We start from the raw sequence: 18,256 nt of genomic DNA on the forward strand, positions 1-18,256 counted from the left end.
AGGAGTTCTTACTTCTCCCAGCCCACGTTCTCCACCGGCTGGACGCCGAAGAGGTCGAGGCCCACGTAGGGCTCCGGGGTCAGGTTGGCGAGACCCTTCTTCGCGACCGTGATCGACGGTCCGCTGTACAGCGCGATGATGCCCCACTGCTTGAGGATCGTCGGCTCGTACTCCATCGCGGCCTCGATCTGCTTCTTCGGGTCGCTGATCGCCTGGATCTCCTTGATCTTCTTGTCGAACTCAGGGGTGCCGACACCGGAGGTGTTCAGGCCCGAGTCCGAGCAGTAGATCTGGCAGAACCACGCGACGCCGAACGGGTCGGAGTCGGTCAGGCGGAGGCCGATGACGTCCCAGTTCTTGGTGTTCAGGTCATCGGCGAACTTCGCGGAGGGCCGGACGTCGATGGTCAGCTTGATGCCGACCTCCTTCTCCTGGGCCTGCAGCGCCTTCGCGAGGGCGGACTGGGTCGGGTCGTCGCTGAAGACCGGGTAGACGATCTCGAGCGTCTTGCCGTCCTTCTCGCGGTAGCCGTCCTTGCCTTCCTTCCAGCCGGCCTCGTCGAGGAGCTTCTTCGCCTCGGCGGGGTCGTGCACGAACCCGGCGGTCTTGAAGGAGTCCTTGTAGCCGTCCTGGAACGGGTAGAGCGACAGCGAGCCGGTGGGCGCCTCGCTGTAGTCGAGGCCGTTCCACGCGATCTTCTTCTGCTGCTCGACGTCGATCGCCTTGACGAACGCCGCGCGCACCTTGACGTCGCTGAGGTTCGGCTTCTTCGAGTCGATCATCATGATCGTCTTCGCGGTCTGCTGAGCGCGGTAGGTCACGGTGTCCTTGACGTCCGCGAGCTGTGCGAGGCGGTCCTTGGTGTTGGCGCCGACGGTGTCGATCTCGCCGTTCTTGAAGGCGTTGATCGAGGCCTGGGCGTCCATGCCCGTGAAGGTGACCTCGTCGAGCAGCGGCTTGTCGCCCCACCACTCGGGGTTCGGCTTGAACGAGACGAACTGCGCGTTCGCGTCGAACTTGTTGATCGTGTACGGACCGGCGCCCCACTCCGGGTGCGGGTTCTTGATCATCGCCTCGTTGAAGTTCTTCACCTCGGCGAGCTTCGGGTGGATGACGCCCGTGAGGAACGGCATCTGCGGCCAGGCGAACTCGCTCTTGAAGGTGACGATGGCGGTCTTCGCGGTGTCACCCTGCTTGACGGACTCGATGTCGGCGTAGCCGTCGGTCGCGTTCGGGTTGAAGCCGTCCTCCGAAGAGCGGTTGGCCTTCCACGTCGCGTCGATGGCCGTCCAGTCCATGTCCGTGCCGTCGTTCCAGTGCGCGTCCTTGGTGAAGGTGAAGGTCAGCACGGTCTTGCCGTCCTTGACCTCCTGCTTCCACTCGTCGAGGTACGCGTCGTTCTTGTACGGCGTGCCGTCGGGCTTCATCAGCATGACCTGGGGCATGTACCAGGCGGCGATGCGAGCGGTGTCGGCAGTGGCATCGCTGTTGAAGGCGTTCAGCTGCTCCGGGATCTGGTTGATCGGGAAGTTGACCTTGCCGCCCTCTTTGAGGTTCTCACGGGGCTGCGGGTTGTAGTCGGCGGCCTTGGTCTCAGGACCCTTGTCTCCGCCGTTACCCTTGTCGCCGCCACCGTTGTCGCCGGTGGCAGCACACCCGCCCAGGGCGAGTGCGAGGACGCTGGTGATCGCCAGCGTCCCGATCAGCTTCTGCTGCTTCATGGTGCTCCTTTCGCCTTGCGGCGTGTCATTAGGGAGAATAGTTGCGGAGTTCCCCGCGGTGGGGACTCCGCGGGTCAATGCCGCCCAACTGTTATCGGACGGTGACCCGCGGCTTCCTCAGATCGAGACCGGCCTCGTGGACATGGTCGCCGGGTCGAACTCCACACGCTGCCGGGTGCGCTCGATGCTCGGGTCCGGAACGGGGATCGCCGAGAGCAGCGCCTGGGTGTAGGGGTGCTGCGGATTGTCGAAGACGTCGTCCACATCGCCGTGCTCGACGAACTCGCCGAGGTACATGACCGCGACGCGGTCGGCGATGTGCCGCACGACGGAGAGGTCGTGCGCGACGAAGAGGTACGACAGTCCCAGCTTCACCTTCAGTTCGTCGAGCAGGTTGATGACGCCCGCCTGGATCGACACGTCGAGCGCGGACACCGGCTCGTCGAGCACGACGATCTTGGGGTTGGTCGACAGCGCGCGGGCGATGCCGATGCGCTGCCGCTGACCGCCGGAGAACGCGCCGGGGAAGCGGTCGCGGTGCGCCGGGTTGAGGCCGACGAGCTCCATGAGCTCCTCGACGCGGGCCTGGGCCTCCGCCTTCGTCTTGCCGATCGTGCGCAGCGGCTCCGCGATGATGTCCGCGACGGTCAGACGCGGGTCGAGCGCGCCCATCGGGTCCTGGAACACGATCTGGATGTCGCGGCGCAGCGCGCGCTCGGCGCGCATGTTGCGGATGTCGGCGACACTGGTGCCGCCGATGATGATGTCGCCGTCCTCCTGCGTGACGAAGTCCATGATCTGCAGCAGGGTCGTGGTCTTGCCGCTGCCGGACTCGCCGACGATGGCCATCGTCTCGCCCTCGCGGACGTCGAAGCTGATGCCCTTGACGGCCTGCACCTCGCCGACCTTGCGCTTGAACAGCGCGCCCTTGAGCATCGGGAACGTCTTGACCATGTTCCTGACCTCGAGGGTCACCGGGCGCTCCTCGCGGGGCGTCTTCGTCAGCGAGCTCTCGGGGAGCTCGCGCACCGGATAGACCGGAAGGCCGCCGATGAGGCCGTCGTTGTCGATCTGATCGGCGCGGATGCAGGCGGCCTGGTGGAACTCGCCGCTGCCGGTGGCGATGTCGACGAGGTCGGGCTCGCGCGTGCGGCACGCGTCGATCGCGATCGGGCAGCGGGAGGCGAAGGGGCAGGCGTCCGGGAGATCGATCAGGAGCGGCGGGTTGCCCTTGATCGGCACCAGCGGCTCCTTGACCGCCTTGTCGACGCGCGGGATCGCGCCGAGCAGGCCGATCGAGTACGGCATCCGCGTGCGGTGGAACAGCTCGTCCGCCGACGCATGCTCGACAGGACGGCCGGCGTACATCACCATCACGTCGTCCGCGGTGCGTGCGACCACGCCCATGTCGTGCGTGATCATGATGACCGCCGCGCCCGTCTCGTCCTGGGCCTTCTCGATCAGATCGAGGATCTGCGCCTGGATCGTGACGTCGAGCGCGGTCGTCGGCTCGTCGCAGATGATGAGCTTGGGGTTGTTCGCCATCGCGATCGCGATGACGATGCGCTGGCGCATACCGCCGGAGAACTCGTGCGGGAACGACTTCATCCGCTTCTCGGGGCTGCTGATGCCCACCAGGCGCATGAGCTCGATGGCCCGGGCGGTCGCCTCCTCGTCGGAGAGCTTGCGGTGCACGGTGAGCGCCTCGATGAGCTGGTCGCCGATCGTGTAGACCGGGGTCAGCGACGTCAGCGGGTCCTGGAAGACCATCGCCATGCCGTTGCCGCGGATGACCGACATCTGCTTGTCGCTCTTGCCCAGCAGCTCCTGGCCGTCGAACACGATCGAGCCGGTGACCTTGGCGTTGTCGTCGAGCAGGCCCATGATGGCCAGCGAGGTGACGGACTTGCCGGAGCCGGACTCGCCGACGATGCCGAGCGTGCGGCCGGCCTCCAGGTCGAAGGAGACGCCGCGGACGGCGTCGACGCGGCCGGCCTCGGAGGCGAAGCTGACCTTGAGGTCTCGGACGGAGAGTACGGTGCTCATGCGCGGCCTCCTGCCGCCGAAGTGGGATCGAGGGCGTCGCGCAGGCCGTCGGCGACGAGGGCCATCGAGACGGTCAGCAGGGTCAGCGCGAGAGCGGGGAAGACGAACAGCCACCAGGCGCTGCTGATCGAGCCGCTGCCCTCGCCGATGAGCGAGCCGAGCGACACGTCGGGGATCTTCACACCGAAGCCGATGAACGACAGGCCGGTCTCGGACATCACCGCGTTGACGACGCCGAGGGTGAAGTTGATCACCAGGAGCGACCCGATGTTGGGAAGAAGGTGCCGGACGACGATCTTGAAGCCGGGGACACCCATGTAGCGGGCCGCCTGCACGTACTCCCGCTCGCGCAGGGAGAGGGCCATCGTCCAGATCACGCGGGCCGGGAAGTACCAGCCGACGACGAAGATCATCACGAGGGAGATCACGCGCCAGTCGCCGCCCGCGTCGTTCGACATGATCGAGAGCAGCAGGAAGCTGGGGACGACCATCATGAAGTGGATGACGAGCAGGATGATCCGCTCGGTCCACCCGCCGAAGTAGGCGGCCGCGGTGCCCACGAGCGCCGAGATGATCGTCGTGCCCACCGAGACGGTGACGGCGATCATCAGCGAGCGCTGCAGGCCGACGGCGGTCTGCGTGAAGGTGTCGTTGCCCGCGTTGTTCGTTCCGAACCAGTGGTCGGCGTTCGGGCCGGTGTTGAGGTTCAGGAAGTCGAGGTCGCTGGGGGAGTAGGGGGACAGCATCGGCGCGATGATGGCGAACAGCACCAGCAGCACGAAGATGACGATTCCGGCGACCGCCGGCCTGTTCCGCATGAAGCGGCGACGGTAGAGGGTCCACTTCGAGAGCGGTTTGCCCACCGTGCGCTCGGCGGTGGTGTCGGGGCCGACGGGCGGCTGGACCGCGGGGTCGATCATCGAGTCGGTCATTTCAGCTCACCCTCACTCGCGGGTCGAGGATCACGACGGAGACGTCGGCGAGCAGTGCGCCGATCGCCGTCAGCACCGATCCGAAGGCGGCGGTGGCGACGACTCCGTGGATGTCGTTGGCGTTGATGGTCTCCAGGAAGTAGCTGCCCATGCCGTGCCACGCGAAGATGCGCTCGGTGAGGACGGCGCCGGTGAAGACCGTCGGAATCGTGAAGGCCACCTGCGCGGCGACCGGGATGAGCGAGGTGCGCAGCGCGTGCTTGCGGATCGCCTGCTCCTTGGTGAGGCCCTTCGCCCGTGCGGTGCGCACGTAGTCGGCCTTGATGTTGTCCAGCAGCAGCGAGCGCTGCAGGAAGTGCAGCTGCGCATAGCCGATGATCACCAGGGCGACGGTCGGGAGGATGAGATGCTGCAGGGCGTCTATCAACACCGGGAAGAAGCCTTCGACGTCCTTGCTGGCCGATCCGGTCACGAAGAAGACGCGGGTGCCGACCCACTGGTTGAAGTTGATCGCGAGCAGCACCACGCCGAGCGCCGCGACGATGATGTTGATGTTCATCGTGATGATCGACGTCGCCTGGCCGATGCGGTCGGCGAGCTTGTACTGGCGCGAGGCGGTGTAGACGCCGAGCCAGATGCCGAGCACCGTCATGATCACCGTGGCGCCGAACACGAGCTCCGCGCTCACCCACATGCGGTAGGCGACCTCGCTGTTCACCGACGCGCCGGTGGGGCTCACCCCCCAGTCCCACCGGAGGATGATGCCGCTGAACCAGTTCCACCAGCGCTCGAGGAGAGGGGTGGTGTCGCTGAGGTTGCGCGGCGCGAGGAGATGGTCGATCTGCTCGGGGGAGAGCGGCGGCTTCCTGCCCACGTAGTTGCTGCGGGGATCGAGGAAGCCCCAGGCCAGGAAGTACGTCAGGTTGGTCGCGACCACGATCATGAGCAGCCAGCCGATTGTCCGGCGCACGAGATACTTGATCAAGGTGATGATTCTTTCTCTTTACAGGCGCGCACGGGATCTGCCGACGCAGCGCTGAGTCGGATTCATTCAAGCATCATCCGACCAGTGATGCGAAGCAACTCGACGAGTGCGGGCTGTTACGGAGTCTTCCCCTTCGTGGCATCCGGTCTCACCGGAGCCCCCGGGGCAACTGGGCGAGACTATCACCGACCTTTCCGGAATCGGGTATCCCGTCCGCTCCCCGTAGAATCGAGCGGACATGTCACCTCGTGCCCTCACCCCGCTTCAGCCGGCCTCGACGCCGCCTGCGCAGATCCGCAACTTCTGCATCATCGCCCACATCGACCACGGCAAGTCGACGCTCGCCGACCGCATGCTGCAGATCACCGGCGTCGTCGCCGATCGCGACATGCGCGCCCAGTACCTCGATCGGATGGACATCGAGCGCGAGCGCGGCATCACGATCAAGAGCCAGGCGGTCCGCATGCCCTGGCAGATCGAGGGCGAGACGTTCGCCCTCAACATGATCGACACCCCCGGGCACGTCGACTTCACCTATGAGGTCTCCCGCTCGCTCGCGGCGTGCGAGGGCGCGATCCTGCTCGTCGACGCGGCGCAGGGCATCGAGGCGCAGACGCTGGCGAACCTCTACCTCGCGCTCGAGAACGATCTGACGATCATCCCGGTGCTGAACAAGATCGACCTCCCGGCGGCCGAGCCGGAGAAGTACGCGAAGGAGCTGGCCGACCTCATCGGCGGACGCCCCGAGGACGTGCTGCGCGTCTCGGGGAAGACCGGAGCCGGCGTCGAAGACCTGCTCGACCGGCTGGTGCAGGAGATCCCGGCGCCGACCGGCGCGGCGGATGCCCCGGCCCGCGCGATGATCTTCGACTCGGTCTACGACGCGTATCGCGGCGTGGTCACCTACGTCCGGATGGTCGACGGCAGCCTCTCCCCGCGCGAGCGGATCCAGATGATGTCGACCGGCGCCACGCACGAGCTGCTCGAGATCGGCGTGTCGAGCCCGGAGCCGACCCCCACCAAGGGCCTCGGCGTCGGCGAGGTCGGCTACCTCATCACCGGCGTGAAGGACGTGCGCCAGTCCAAGGTCGGTGACACCGTGACCACCGCGCGGAAGCCCGCGACGGAGGCCCTCGCCGGGTACACGGATCCGAAGCCGATGGTGTTCTCCGGCATCTACCCGATCGACGGCAGCGACTACGCGGAGCTGCGCGAGGCCCTCGACAAGCTGAAGCTGTCCGACGCGTCGCTGCAGTACGAGCCGGAGACCTCGGTCGCGCTGGGCTTCGGCTTCCGCTGCGGCTTCCTCGGGCTGCTGCACCTCGAGATCATCACCGAGCGCCTGTCCCGCGAGTTCGGTCTCGACCTCATCACCACCGCCCCGAGCGTGATCTACGAGGTGCTGACCTCGGACACCGGCGAGACCGTCACGGTCACCAACCCCAGCGAGTACCCGGACGGGCGCATCGGGTCGGTGTCGGAGCCGATGGTCAAGGCGGCCATCCTGCTGCCGAAGGACTACGTCGGCACGGTGATGGAGCTCTGTCAGTCGCGCCGCGGCTCCCTCCTGGGAATGGAGTACTTCTCGGAGGAGCGCGTCGAGCTGCGGTACAACATCCCGCTCGGCGAGATCGTCTTCGACTTCTTCGACCAGCTCAAGTCGAAGACCCAGGGGTATGCGTCGCTGGACTACGAGCCCAACGGCTCGCAGGAGGCCGACCTGGTGAAGGTGGACATCCTCCTCCAGGGTGAGAAGGTCGACGCCTTCAGTTCGATCGTGCATCGTGACAAGGCCTACGCCTACGGCACGATGATGGCCGAGCGGCTGCGCAAGCTGATCCCGCGCCAGCAGTTCGAGGTGCCGATCCAGGCGGCGATCGGCGCGAGGATCATCGCGCGCGAGACGATCCGGGCGATCCGCAAGGACGTGCTCGCCAAGTGCTACGGCGGCGACATCACCCGCAAGCGCAAGCTCCTCGAGAAGCAGAAGGAGGGGAAGAAGCGCATGAAGATGGTCGGACGTGTCGAGGTCCCCCAGGAGGCGTTCATCGCCGCGCTGTCGGGAGATGTCGAGGGCAAGGACAAGAAGTAGGGCGAGCCGCGCAGGACCCGTCCAGGCGGGTCCCGTAGGCTTGACGCCATGCGTCGCGGGACATTCCGAGAAGGCACGGTGGACTATGCCGCGGTCGGGGCGACTCATGCGCCCGACCTGATGCAGTATCCACCGGAGCGGAGCCTCCCCGCCGAGGAGTCGTGGCGGATCGGCAGCGGGGAGGACCGCTTCCGCACTGCGGGCGACGCCCTGCTCTCGTGGACTGCCCAGCGCGCGGCGGGTCTGTCCCTGGAGGATGTGCGCCCGGCGGCGGGCCCGAGCTATGCCGGTGTCAGCTTCGATGCCGAGGGCAACGCCGTGGCCCCGGGAAAGCACGAGCAGGAGCAGCGTTTCGACGCCGAGGGGACGCCGTACGCGGGAGCGGGGATGACCCTGCGCGTGCACGGCAGGGTGAAAGGCCTGCTCAGCGTCGACGCCGAGCTGCGCGTCATCGCCGTCACCGAGCAGCCCCGGCGGATCGGCTTCGTCCTGGGCACGGTCGGCGACTCCGTCGTGAGCGGCGAGGAGTCGTTCGACCTGGAGTGGCGCGAGGACAACGACGAGGTCTGGTTCACCGTGCGTGCCTTCGACGCCCCGGTGGCGATGCTGTACCGCACGATCCCCGCGCTGGTGAAGGCGCGTCGCAAAGAGCTGTTCGCCCGCTACCTGCGCGCGATCTCCCCGCTGTACGCGACCCCGATCTGATGGCGGGACCGCTGCCGCTCGGCGACCCCGCGCCCGCGGACGGCCGTCTCCCCGCTGACCTGGCCGTCGATCCCGCGACGCCGTTCTCCGCCTACCTCCACGTGCCCTTCTGCCGGGTGCGGTGCGGGTACTGCGACTTCAACACCTACACCGCCACGGAGCTGCGCGGAGCGCGACAAGAGGACTACGCGTCCACGCTGACCGCGGAGGTCGGTCTCGCCCGTGAGGTGCTGACGGCGGCGGGGGGCGTCCGCCCGCTGCACACCGTGTTCTTCGGGGGAGGGACGCCGACGCTGCTGCCGGCCGGCGACCTGGCGCGCATGCTCGCCGAGACCGTCGCGGCGTTCGGGATCGTCGACGGCGCGGAGGTGACCGTCGAGGCGAACCCCGACACCGTGACCGCAGAGGTCGCGGACGACCTGGCGCGCGCCGGGGTGACGCGCTTCTCGATCGGCATGCAGTCGGCGGTCCCGCACGTCCTGGCCGCTCTGGACCGCACGCACCGGCCGGAGAACGTGCGCACCGCGGTCGGCGCGGCGCGCGGGGCCGGATTGGATGTGAGCGTCGACCTGATCTACGGTGCCCCCGGCGAGTCGCTCGCCGACTGGGAGGCCTCCCTCGACGCCGCCCTCGCGCTCGAACCGGATCACATCTCCGCATATGCGCTGATCATCGAGGACGGCACCAAGCTCGCCCGCCAGATCCGCCGCGGCGAGGTGCCCGGGCCGGACGACGATCTCCAGGCCGACATGTACGAGCTCGCGGACGAGAGGCTCGCGGCCGCGGGCTACGGGTGGTACGAGGTCAGCAACTGGGCGCGCGGCGAGGAGCACCGATCGCGGCACAACCTCGCGTACTGGCGGGGATCGGACTGGTGGGGCTTCGGACCGGGCGCGCACAGTCACGTGGCGGGCCTCCGCTGGTGGAACGTGAAGCACCCGGCCGCCTATGCGCAGCGTCTGGCGGCGGGGGAGTCTCCGGCAGCGGGTCGTGAGCGCCCCGATGAGCAGGCGCGGGTGCTCGAGCAGGTGCTCCTGCGCAGCCGGCTCTCGGAGGGCATCGCCCTCGACGACCTGCCCGTCGACAACAGGGACGTCGTCGCGGGGCTCATCGCCGACGGCCTCGTCGACGGGGCCTCGGCGCTGCGGGAGAGGCGCCTGCGGTTGACGCTGCAGGGGCGGCTGCTCGCGGACGCCGTCGTGCGCGCCCTGACCGACTGAGACGCCCCGTCAGGGGAGCAGGTCCAGTCCCTCCGTCCTCCGCTGCGGCACCGTGGTGCTCGTCAGGTCGAACACCCGGGTGAGCCGTTCCGAGCCGTAGACGGGCCAGCCGGGGTCGCCGTCCCGGATGAACGCCGACCAGGCGGCGTGCATCTCCTGCGCCAGTGCGGAGGGCGGTTGATCGCCGACGAGCGTCTCCCAGCCGCCGTCGCCGAGCGTGTCGAACACGAATCCGAGCTCGACCGCGTGGGCGGCCCGGAGATCCCGCACCGGGCTGTGCCAGGCGAACTCGTAGACGTGGGCCGGCGCCGAACGGCCGGCCGCGACACGGGTCGCGGGGGAGCGCAGCATCACGTCGGTCGCGAGCCGTCCGAAGACCTCACCGGTCGAGGCGCCCGGCTCGTCCTCGCGATAGGCGCGTACCGCCCGACCGGGGATGTGCAGGGCGAGCCGGGCGAGGAGGAGCGTGAGCGGACGGATGGCGGCGAGGGCTTCCGGCGCGAACCAGAGGCGGTACTCGTCGGTGTTCGTCCCGATGATCAGCGGAGTGCCGACCTCGCCGAGCACCTCGTGGGGCGAACGCGGCAGGGAGTCGGGATCGATCACCAGCTGGTATCCGGGTGCGCCGCCGAGCGGGGAGGATCCCGCCGACTGCCGGGCGCGGGCGTCGAGCAGCTGTGCCGGCGTCAGGGCGGCGAAGGAGTCGCGGTCCGTTGCGACGCCGAGCAGCTTCGCGGTCTGCGCCGTGACGCGTCCCCCCTTCTTCGCGTCCTGCGCGTTCAGCGGGCCCGACTGGATGATCGCCCGCGCGATCATCGGGCGCGTGTCGTCGCGGGCGAGCAGTGCGGCCACCAGGGCGCCGCCGGCGGACTCGCCCATGACGGTGATGCGCGCGGGATCGCCGCCGAACGCGGAGATCTCTCGTCTGGTCCACTCGAGCGCAGCGACGACGTCGCGCAGGCCGAGGTTGCGGGGCGCGCCGTCGAGCACGGAGAATCCCTCGGCGCCGAGACGGTAGTTGACCGATACGAAGACGATGCCGTCACGGGCGAAGGAGGAGCCGTCGTACCCGGGGAGCGCCGCCGCACCGCGCTCCAGGGCTCCGCCATGGATCCACAGCACGACGGGGGCGTCCGCGGCGTTCTCGGGCGTCCAGATGTTCGCGGTGAGGATGTCCTCGCCGTCGATGATGACGTGCCCGAGGAGCGCGCCGATCGCGGCGCCGTACGGCACCTGGGGTGCGGTCGGCCCGAACGCGGACGCCGGGCGCACCCCGTCCCAGGGGCGCACCGGCTGCGGTTCGCGGAACCTGTCGCCGCCGAACGGCGGAGCGGCGTACGGGATGCCGAGGAAACGACGGATGCCGCCATCGGCGGAGCCTTCGACGATGCCCGAGCCGGTCGTGATCCGCGGTGACCTGTCCATACCGGTCATCGTAGGGTGTGCGACGCGACGAGGGTCGCCTGAGGGCGATCCGCGCGGGCCGCGAGTAGAATTGGCACTCAGTACAGGTGAGTGCCAGATCGAAGGGAGCGTCATGGTCTCGGAACGAGGGCTCCAGGTGCTCCGTGCGATCGTGCAGGACTACGTCGCCACGCACGAGCCGGTCGGCAGCAGGTCGATCGTCGAGCGGCACGCCTTCGGGGTGTCCGCGGCGACGATCCGCAACGACATGGCGCAGCTGGAGGACGAGGAGCTGATCGCGGCCCCGCACACGTCGTCCGGCCGCGTGCCGACCGACAAGGGCTACCGCGTCTTCGTGAACCACCTCGCTCAGGTGCGCCCGCTGTCGACCGCACAGCGCTCCGCGATCGAGACCTTCCTCGCCGATCCCGCCGATCTCGACGACCTGATGGCCCGCACCGTGCGCGTGCTCACCCAGCTCACCGGGCAGGTCGCGCTCGCGCAGTACCCGTCGTTCGCCCGCGCCAGCATCACGCACATCGAGCTGGTCGCGATCGCGTCGAACCGTCTGCTGGTCGTGCTCGTCACCGACGCGGGCGGAGTCTCTCAGCGCATCGCCGGGCTTCCCGTCGACGTGGACGAGGGAGACGTGGCCGTGCTGCGCGCGCGGCTCTCCGCGCTCATCGTCGCGCGGTCGGTCGCGGAAGCGCTCGACCGCGTGCGCGCGCTGCACGAACCGGTCGGGGTGCGGCAGGACCCCGCGCTGGCGGCCCTCGCCGTGGTGATCGGGGAGGAGCTCGAGGAGTTCCGTCAGGAGAAGCTCGTGATGGCGGGCGCCGCGACCCTGGCTCGACGGGAACAGGACTTCCGCGGCAGCATCCATCCGCTGCTCGAGGCGATCGAGGAACAGGTGACGCTGCTGCGGCTGATGAGCGAGATGGTCGTCGACGAGCACGGTCTCGCGGCGAGCATCGGCAATGAGAACGCGCCGTTCGGCCTCGGCGAGGCGTCGATCGTCGCGAGCGACTACGTCGCTCCCGGCGGCACGGCGCGCGTCGGCATCATGGGCCCGACGCGCATGGACTACCCGAGCAACCTCGCAGCGGCGCGGGCCGTGGCCCGCTACCTCTCGCGGATGCTCGAAGAGGACGACGCGGGCCGCTGAGGCCGTCCGCGCACGAACGCACACGGAAAGGTGACTGTGGCCGACCACTACGAGGTCCTCGGGGTGTCTCGCGACGCCTCACAGGACGAGATCAAGAAGGCCTATCGCCGACTGGCGCGGCAGCTGCACCCGGATGTGAATCCGGGCGAGGACGCGGCCGAGCGCTTCAAGCTCGTCACGCACGCCTACGACGTGCTCAGCGACGAGGAGTCCCGGCGCCGCTACGACATGGGCGGCGACGAGAACGGCGGGTTCGGCGGTTTCGGAGGGTTCGGCGACATCTTCGAGACGTTCTTCGGCGCGGCGGGCGGGGCGCGCAACGCGCGTCCGCGGTCGCGCCGGGAACGCGGACAGGACGCGCTGGTGCGGGTCACGCTCGACCTCGGCGACGTCGTCTTCGGCGCGCATCGCGACATCGAGGTCGACACCGCGGTGCTCTGCGAGACCTGCAAGGGCTCCTGCTGTCAGGAGGGCACGTCGCCGGTGACCTGCGACGTGTGCGGCGGCTCGGGGCACGTGCAGCGCCAGGTGCGCAGCCTGCTCGGCAACGTCGTGACGACCCAGCCCTGCGGGGCGTGCGAGGGCTACGGCACCACCATCCCCTACCCCTGCGCAGCCTGCGCGGGCCAGGGGCGGGTGCGCTCCCGCCGGACGGTGTCGCTCGACATCCCCGCGGGGGTCGAGACGGGGCTGCGGCTGCAGCTCCCCGGGTCGGGCGAGGTCGGCAGGGCCGGCGGTCCGAACGGCGACCTCTACGTGGAGGTGACGGTGGCGCCCCATGCGGCGTTCAGCCGCGACGGCGACGATCTGCTCGCGACCCTCGAGGTATCGATGACCGACGCGATCCTCGGCGCCAGCACCACGATCGACGGGCTCGACGGCGCCGTCGACCTGGAGATCCGCCCCGGTGTGCAGTCCGGCGACGTGCTGACGATCGCCGGCCGCGGGATCACCCCGCTGCGCGGAAGCCAGCGCGGCGACCTCCGGGTCGGCGTGCAGGTGGTCACCCCGACCAAGCTCGACTCGGCCCAGCGGACGCTCATCGAGGACTTCGCGAAGCGCGCGAAGGCACCGGGGCCGAAGCTGACGCAGTTCCAGCAGGGGCTCTTCTCGAAGCTCCGCGACCGCTTCCGCGGTCACTGATCGGCACGGCGATGGCTCTCCACTTCGTCAGTCCGACCACCACCCACGCGCGTGAGGGCGAGACCGTCGTGCTCACCGGGGCCGAAGCCAAGCACGCCGCCGTCGTGCGCCGGGTGCGCGTGGGCGAGACCATCACGATCGGCGACGGTGCGGGCGTCTGGCTGGAAGGCGAGGCGAGCGACGTCTCCGCCGCCGAGGTGCGGGTGCGCATCCTGAAGCGCGTCGTGCATGCGCGCCCCGAGGTGCGGATGCTGCTCGCCCAGGCGCTCGCGAAGGGCGATCGCGACGAGCTCGCCGTCCAGGCCGCGTGCGAACTGGGCGTGGACGAGGTCGTTCCCTGGCAGGCCGCACGCAGTGTCTCCCGCTGGGAGGGCGCGAAGGCGGCGAAGGGCAGGGAGCGCTGGGCGTCGATCGTCCGGGAGGCCGCCAAGCAGGCGCACCGGGCCTGGGTCCCCGAGGTCGCCGGGGTCGAGACGACCGGACAGCTGGCGAGACGGGCGGCGACGGCGCGGATGCTGCTCCTCGACCCGTCTGCGGAGACCCGTCTCACCGAGCTGACGGCGGACTCCCGCGATCTCGTGCTCGTCGTCGGGCCGGAGGGCGGGTTCGCCCCGGAGGAGATCGCCCGGCTGGTGGAGGCCGGCGCCGAGCGCGTGCGCCTCGGCGACACGGTGCTGCGCACGTCGACGGCCGGTCCCGCCGCGATCGCGGTGCTGTCGGGCATCCTCGGACGCTGGTGAACGCCGCCTCCCTCCGAGGCCCGCGGCGGACGTGATCACTAGACTGATGAGCATGACGGAACCCTCCATCTTCACCCGCATCCTGAACGGGGAGATCCCCGGGGAGATCGTCGCGGAGACGGAGCGCGTCTTCGCGATCCGCGACATCAACCCGCAGGCCCCGCTGCACGTGCTCGTGATCCCGAAGACCGAGCAGTACCGCGACGTCACCGAGCTCGCCGCCGGCGACCCGGCGCTGCTCGCCGAGGTCGTCGCGATGGCGAAGCAGATCGCCGTCGATCATGCGAACGGCGAGTACCGACTCATCTTCAACAACGGAGCGAGTGCTGCGCAGTCGGTCTTCCACGTCCACGCGCACGTGCTCGGCGACATCGAGGAGAACAAGCTCGTTGGCTTCTGACGAATCGCAGGGATCGATCACCGAGCGCGTCTACGTCGACGGCGTCGCGATGGTGCAGCTGCTCGGCCCGCAGGACCGCCTGCTGCGGATGCTGGAGAAACAGCATCCGGGCGTCGAGGTGCTGGTGCGGGGGAACGAGATCACGCTGACCGGCGCGGCGGCGGACGTCGCGGCCGCGAAGTCGCTCGTCGACGAGCTGATCGCGATGACGAAGGCCGGGCACCATCTGGCGCCCGGCGATGTCGAGCGCTCCGCCCGCATCCTCCGCAGCGACGAGGGGCCGCGTCCGAGCGAGGTTCTCGGCGAGGCCATCCTCTCCACCCGCGGGAAGGTGATCCGCCCGAAGACGCTCGGGCAGAAGGAGTACGTCGACGCGATCGAGGAGAACACGATCGTGTTCGGCATCGGTCCCGCCGGAACGGGGAAGACGTATCTGGCGATGGCTAAGGCCGTCCAGGCCCTGCAGCGCAAAGAGGTCGAACGGATCATCCTCACCCGTCCCGCCGTCGAGGCGGGGGAGCGTCTGGGGTTCCTGCCCGGCACGCTGACGGACAAGATCGACCCGTATCTGCGCCCGCTCTACGACGCCCTGAACGAGATGATGGACCCCGAGATCGTGCCGCGCCTGATGGCGACGGGGACGATCGAGGTCGCCCCGCTCGCCTACATGCGCGGGCGGACGCTGAACGACTCGTTCGTCGTGCTCGACGAGGCGCAGAACACGACGCCGGAGCAGATGAAGATGTTCCTCACCCGTCTGGGCTTCGGCACCAGGATGGTGGTCACGGGCGACATCACCCAGATCGACCTGCCGCAGGGGGCGTCCGGGCTGCGGCTGGTGACACGGGTGCTGAAGGACATCGACGACATCCACTTCAGCCGGCTCACGAGCGACGACGTGGTGCGGCACTCGCTGGTGGGCAGGATCGTCGACGCCTACAGCGAGTACGACGAGCAGCGTACAGCCGCGCGCGCCGAGCGCGAGCAGGCGCACGAGTTCGTGAACCGCGCCGAACGGCGTCAAGGGCTGCGGCCGAAGGACCGGATGCCGAAGCGAGGACTGTCATGATCGAGATCAACAACGAGTCGGCCATCGAGGTCGACGAGACCGTGCTGCAGCGGCTGACCGCGTTCAACCTCGTGCAGCTGCACGTCAGCGCCGACGCCGAGGTGGCGATCGTGCTGGTCGACGAGGGCGCGATGGAGTCGCTGCACGTGCAGTGGATGGACGAGCCGGGCCCGACCGACGTGCTCAGCTTCCCGATGGACGAGCTGCGCCCGGGCACGGAGGACCGTCCCACGCCTCCCGGTCTGCTCGGTGACATCGTGCTGTGCCCGCAGGTGGCCGAGACCCAGGCGCAGGCCGCCGGGCACTCGACGATGGACGAGCTCATCCTCCTCACTACGCACGGACTGCTGCACCTGCTGGGCTTCGACCACGCAGAGCCCGACGAGGAGCGTGAGATGTTCGGCCTGCAGCGGGAGCTGATCCGGGGCTTCGCCGCCGCCGAACGCCGACGATGATCGCTGCGCTGCTGCTCGCCGCGGCCGTTCTGCTGGTCGCCTTCGGGGGACTCATGGCCGCCGTCGACGCGGCCTTCGCGGTCAGCTCGCAGAGCGATCTCGACGAGATGGCGTCGGAGGGCCGCAACGTGGAGCCCCTGCGCCGCATCGCCGCGGACCCTGATACGCACGTCAACGCCGTCGCGTTCATGCGCGTGCTCTCGGAGACCACGGCGGCGGTGCTGGTCACCGTCGCCCTGGTGCAGCTGCTCCCGTCGGACTGGTGGGCCATGCTCGCCGCGGCGGTGCTGATGACGGGCATCACCTTCGTGCTGGTCGGCGCGAGCCCGCGCTCGTTCGGGCGCCATCACGCCGACGGCCTGCTGCGCTTCTGGGCGCCGGTGATCCGTGGCGTCCGCATCATCCTCGGCCCGCTCGCGCAGGGGCTCGTCGGTCTCGGCCGGCGAGTGACCCCGGGAGGCGGGCGCAGCACTTTCGCCTCCGAGGAGCAGCTGCTGAGCATGGTCGACGAGGCCGCGTCGAACGACCTGATCGAGGAGGACGACCGCGACCTCATCCACTCGGTGTTCGACTTCACCGATCAGTTCGTGCGCGCGGTGATGGTGCCCCGCACCGAGATGGTCGCTGTCGACGCCAGCGCGACCACCGCTGAGGCCATGGAGCTGTTCCTCCGCAGCGGCGTCTCGCGCATGCCCGTGGTCGACGACGACGCCGACGACGTGCTCGGCGTGCTGTACCTCAAGGACCTCGTGCAGTTCGCCTACCGGGATGAGAGTGCCTGGCGCGGCGCCCCGGTGCGGCCGATCGCACGCCCCGCGACGTTCGTGCCGGAGTCGATGCGGGCCGAGACGCTGTTGCAGCAGATGAAGCGCGATGCCGTGCACGTCTGCCTGGTGATCGACGAGCACGGCGGCATCTCGGGGCTGGTCACGCTCGAGGACCTCATCGAGGAACTGGTGGGGGAGATCGCCGACGAGTACGACCGCGGTCCGGCGGAGATCGTCGACCTCGGAGACGGCCGCTACCGCGTGAGCTCGCGTCTGTCCCTGGAGGACGTCGGCGATCTGTTCGGCCGAGAGCTGGACGACGAGGACGTGGACTCGATCGGCGGCCTGCTGGGCAAGGCGCTCGGGCAGGTCCCGCAACCGGGGGTGACGGCCACGGTGGAGGGGCTCGTCCTCACCGGCGGGGCATCGCGCGGCCGCGGACGGGGAATCGCGACGGTGTTCGTGGAACGGGCACCGGAGACAGGGGAGGCTGAAGCACATGAGTGAGGCACGGGACGGCGGGATGCGCAGCGGATTCGTCACCTTCGTGGGGCGTCCGAACGTCGGGAAGTCCACGCTGACGAATGCCCTGGTCGGTGAGAAGATCGCGATCACCAGCGCGAAGCCGCAGACCACCCGGCGGGCGATCCGGGGGATCGTGAACCGCCCGGACGGGCAGCTCGTGATCGTCGACACCCCCGGCATCCACAAGCCGCGCACGCTGCTGGGCGAACGTCTCAACGATCTGGTCGAACAGGTGCTCGGAGATGTCGACGTCATCGGCTTCTGCGTTCCGGCGACCGAGAAGGTCGGCCCGGGCGATCGGCGCATCGCGGCCTCCCTCGACGGGTATCCGCGTGCGAAGAAGATCGCGATCGTCACCAAGACGGACGCGGCGGACAAGGACGACGTCGTCGAGCGCCTGATGGAGGTGGACTCGCTGCGGGAGGACTGGGCGGCGGTCATCCCGCTCTCGTCGATCACGCGCGATCAGCTTGACGTGCTCGCCGACGAGGTGCTCTCCCTCATGCCCGAGGGGCCCGCCCTCTACGAGGAGGGGGTCGTCACGGACGAGTCCCTGGAGGACCGCATCGCCGAGATCATCCGGGAGGCGGCGCTGGAGGGCGTCCGCGACGAGCTGCCGCACTCGATCGCGGTGGTCGTCGACGACATCGCGAGGCGCGAGGACAGCGACCTCACAGACGTGCACGCGTCGATCGTGGTGGAGCGAGACAGCCAGAAGGCCATCATCATCGGACGCAAGGGCGCACGCCTGCGCGACGTGGGTGCGACGGCGCGCGCGGGCATCGAGCCGCTGATCGGCACCCGTGTCTTCCTCGGGCTGCACGTGCGGGTCGCCAAGGAGTGGCAGCGCGACCCGAAGCAGCTGGGCCGGCTCGGGTTCTGATCCG

At 69.1% G+C, this 18,256-nt stretch carries 16 protein-coding genes; 11 read left to right on the forward strand and 5 right to left on the reverse strand.

Annotation, left to right across the window (positions count from 1 at the left end; genetic code table 11):
* Positions 1-8: 8 nt before the first annotated feature.
* From ABWO84_RS05335 to ABWO84_RS05350, 4 genes are all read right to left on the reverse strand, one after another.
* Positions 9-1,721 (reverse strand): ABC transporter family substrate-binding protein, encoded by a 1,713-nt coding sequence (locus ABWO84_RS05335; RefSeq protein WP_353113303.1) that lies wholly within the window; start codon positions 1,719-1,721, stop codon positions 9-11.
* 117 nt (positions 1,722-1,838) lie between these two features.
* Complete coding sequence (locus ABWO84_RS05340) at positions 1,839-3,767, reverse strand: ABC transporter ATP-binding protein (RefSeq protein WP_353113305.1); 1,929 nt, start codon at positions 3,765-3,767, stop codon at positions 1,839-1,841.
* Entirely contained in the window at positions 3,764-4,699 is a 936-nt protein-coding gene (locus ABWO84_RS05345; RefSeq protein ID WP_353113307.1) for an ABC transporter permease, read from the reverse strand. Before ABWO84_RS05345 ends, ABWO84_RS05340 begins: the two co-directional genes overlap by 4 nt.
* A 1-nt stretch (position 4,700) precedes the next feature.
* A complete protein-coding gene (locus tag ABWO84_RS05350) occupies positions 4,701-5,684 on the reverse strand; it encodes an ABC transporter permease (protein ID WP_353113309.1) in 984 nt (327 codons plus the stop codon).
* A 238-nt stretch (positions 5,685-5,922) separates the two neighbouring features.
* On the opposite strand from ABWO84_RS05350, the gene lepA reads away from it, so the two are divergent.
* The 3 genes from lepA to hemW are packed head-to-tail and all read left to right on the forward strand — an operon-like array spanning position 5,923 to position 9,701.
* On the forward strand, positions 5,923-7,776 hold the full coding sequence (gene lepA / locus ABWO84_RS05355) for a translation elongation factor 4 (protein WP_353113311.1): 1,854 nt from the start codon (positions 5,923-5,925) through the stop codon (positions 7,774-7,776).
* A 48-nt stretch (positions 7,777-7,824) separates the two neighbouring features.
* The gene (locus tag ABWO84_RS05360; protein ID WP_353113313.1) at positions 7,825-8,481 is read left to right on the forward strand and encodes a DUF1990 domain-containing protein; all 657 of its coding nucleotides are present in this window, start codon (positions 7,825-7,827) and stop codon (positions 8,479-8,481) included.
* Positions 8,481-9,701 (forward strand): radical SAM family heme chaperone HemW, encoded by a 1,221-nt coding sequence (hemW, locus tag ABWO84_RS05365; RefSeq protein WP_353113315.1) that lies wholly within the window; start codon positions 8,481-8,483, stop codon positions 9,699-9,701. The genes ABWO84_RS05360 and hemW overlap by 1 nt, the downstream gene beginning before the upstream one ends.
* 9 nt (positions 9,702-9,710) lie before the next feature.
* Here hemW and ABWO84_RS05370 read toward each other — a convergent pair whose 3' ends face one another.
* Complete coding sequence (locus ABWO84_RS05370) at positions 9,711-11,126, reverse strand: carboxylesterase/lipase family protein (RefSeq protein ID WP_353113317.1); 1,416 nt, start codon at positions 11,124-11,126, stop codon at positions 9,711-9,713.
* A gap of 112 nt (positions 11,127-11,238) precedes the next feature.
* On the opposite strand from ABWO84_RS05370, the gene hrcA reads away from it, so the two are divergent.
* Genes hrcA through era form a run of 8 tightly spaced genes read left to right on the forward strand, consistent with a single transcriptional unit; the run spans position 11,239 to position 18,252 of the window.
* Positions 11,239-12,270, forward strand: coding sequence for a heat-inducible transcriptional repressor HrcA (gene hrcA / locus ABWO84_RS05375; RefSeq protein ID WP_353113319.1), 1,032 nt, complete (start codon positions 11,239-11,241; stop codon positions 12,268-12,270).
* 36 nt (positions 12,271-12,306) lie between these two features.
* Positions 12,307-13,413 carry a molecular chaperone DnaJ gene (dnaJ, locus tag ABWO84_RS05380; protein ID WP_353113761.1) on the forward strand — a complete coding sequence of 369 codons (1,107 nt, stop codon included), beginning with the start codon at positions 12,307-12,309 and terminating at the stop codon, positions 13,411-13,413.
* Between the two features lie 11 nt (positions 13,414-13,424).
* Entirely contained in the window at positions 13,425-14,153 is a 729-nt protein-coding gene (locus ABWO84_RS05385) for a 16S rRNA (uracil(1498)-N(3))-methyltransferase (protein WP_353113321.1), read from the forward strand.
* A gap of 52 nt (positions 14,154-14,205) precedes the next feature.
* Positions 14,206-14,553, forward strand: a complete 348-nt coding sequence (locus ABWO84_RS05390) for an HIT domain-containing protein (RefSeq protein ID WP_353113323.1) — start codon at positions 14,206-14,208, stop codon at positions 14,551-14,553.
* 49 nt (positions 14,554-14,602) lie between these two features.
* On the forward strand, positions 14,603-15,622 hold the full coding sequence (locus ABWO84_RS05395; RefSeq protein WP_353113762.1) for a PhoH family protein: 1,020 nt from the start codon (positions 14,603-14,605) through the stop codon (positions 15,620-15,622).
* Positions 15,619-16,077: an rRNA maturation RNase YbeY gene (ybeY, locus tag ABWO84_RS05400; RefSeq protein ID WP_353113325.1), complete on the forward strand. Its 459-nt coding sequence runs from the start codon at positions 15,619-15,621 to the stop codon at positions 16,075-16,077. Before ABWO84_RS05395 ends, ybeY begins: the two co-directional genes overlap by 4 nt.
* On the forward strand, positions 16,074-17,351 hold the full coding sequence (locus ABWO84_RS05405; protein ID WP_353113327.1) for a hemolysin family protein: 1,278 nt from the start codon (positions 16,074-16,076) through the stop codon (positions 17,349-17,351). Before ybeY ends, ABWO84_RS05405 begins: the two co-directional genes overlap by 4 nt.
* Complete coding sequence (gene era / locus ABWO84_RS05410; RefSeq protein ID WP_353113329.1) at positions 17,344-18,252, forward strand: GTPase Era; 909 nt, start codon at positions 17,344-17,346, stop codon at positions 18,250-18,252. The genes ABWO84_RS05405 and era overlap by 8 nt, the downstream gene beginning before the upstream one ends.
* Positions 18,253-18,256: the final 4 nt, after the last annotated feature.

Source organism: Microbacterium sp. (assembly GCF_040394595.1).
Taxonomy (GTDB): Bacteria; Actinomycetota; Actinomycetes; order Actinomycetales; family Microbacteriaceae; genus Microbacterium.

What these genes read in the sequence shown, in the direction of transcription:
- ABWO84_RS05335 (WP_353113303.1), bottom strand. Translation starts at nt 1,721, where the DNA reads ATGAAGCAGCAGAAGCTGATCGGGACGCTGGCGATCACCAGCGTCCTC.
- ABWO84_RS05340 (WP_353113305.1), bottom strand. Translation starts at nt 3,767, where the DNA reads ATGAGCACCGTACTCTCCGTCCGAGACCTCAAGGTCAGCTTCGCCTCC.
- ABWO84_RS05345 (WP_353113307.1), bottom strand. Translation starts at nt 4,699, where the DNA reads ATGACCGACTCGATGATCGACCCCGCGGTCCAGCCGCCCGTCGGCCCC.
- lepA (WP_353113311.1), top strand. Translation starts at nt 5,923, where the DNA reads ATGTCACCTCGTGCCCTCACCCCGCTTCAGCCGGCCTCGACGCCGCCT.
- ABWO84_RS05360 (WP_353113313.1), top strand. Translation starts at nt 7,825, where the DNA reads ATGCGTCGCGGGACATTCCGAGAAGGCACGGTGGACTATGCCGCGGTC.
- hemW (WP_353113315.1), top strand. Translation starts at nt 8,481, where the DNA reads ATGGCGGGACCGCTGCCGCTCGGCGACCCCGCGCCCGCGGACGGCCGT.
- ABWO84_RS05370 (WP_353113317.1), bottom strand. Translation starts at nt 11,126, where the DNA reads ATGGACAGGTCACCGCGGATCACGACCGGCTCGGGCATCGTCGAAGGC.
- hrcA (WP_353113319.1), top strand. Translation starts at nt 11,239, where the DNA reads ATGGTCTCGGAACGAGGGCTCCAGGTGCTCCGTGCGATCGTGCAGGAC.
- ABWO84_RS05385 (WP_353113321.1), top strand. Translation starts at nt 13,425, where the DNA reads ATGGCTCTCCACTTCGTCAGTCCGACCACCACCCACGCGCGTGAGGGC.
- ABWO84_RS05390 (WP_353113323.1), top strand. Translation starts at nt 14,206, where the DNA reads ATGACGGAACCCTCCATCTTCACCCGCATCCTGAACGGGGAGATCCCC.
- ABWO84_RS05395 (WP_353113762.1), top strand. Translation starts at nt 14,603, where the DNA reads ATGGTGCAGCTGCTCGGCCCGCAGGACCGCCTGCTGCGGATGCTGGAG.
- ybeY (WP_353113325.1), top strand. Translation starts at nt 15,619, where the DNA reads ATGATCGAGATCAACAACGAGTCGGCCATCGAGGTCGACGAGACCGTG.
- ABWO84_RS05405 (WP_353113327.1), top strand. Translation starts at nt 16,074, where the DNA reads ATGATCGCTGCGCTGCTGCTCGCCGCGGCCGTTCTGCTGGTCGCCTTC.
- era (WP_353113329.1), top strand. Translation starts at nt 17,344, where the DNA reads ATGAGTGAGGCACGGGACGGCGGGATGCGCAGCGGATTCGTCACCTTC.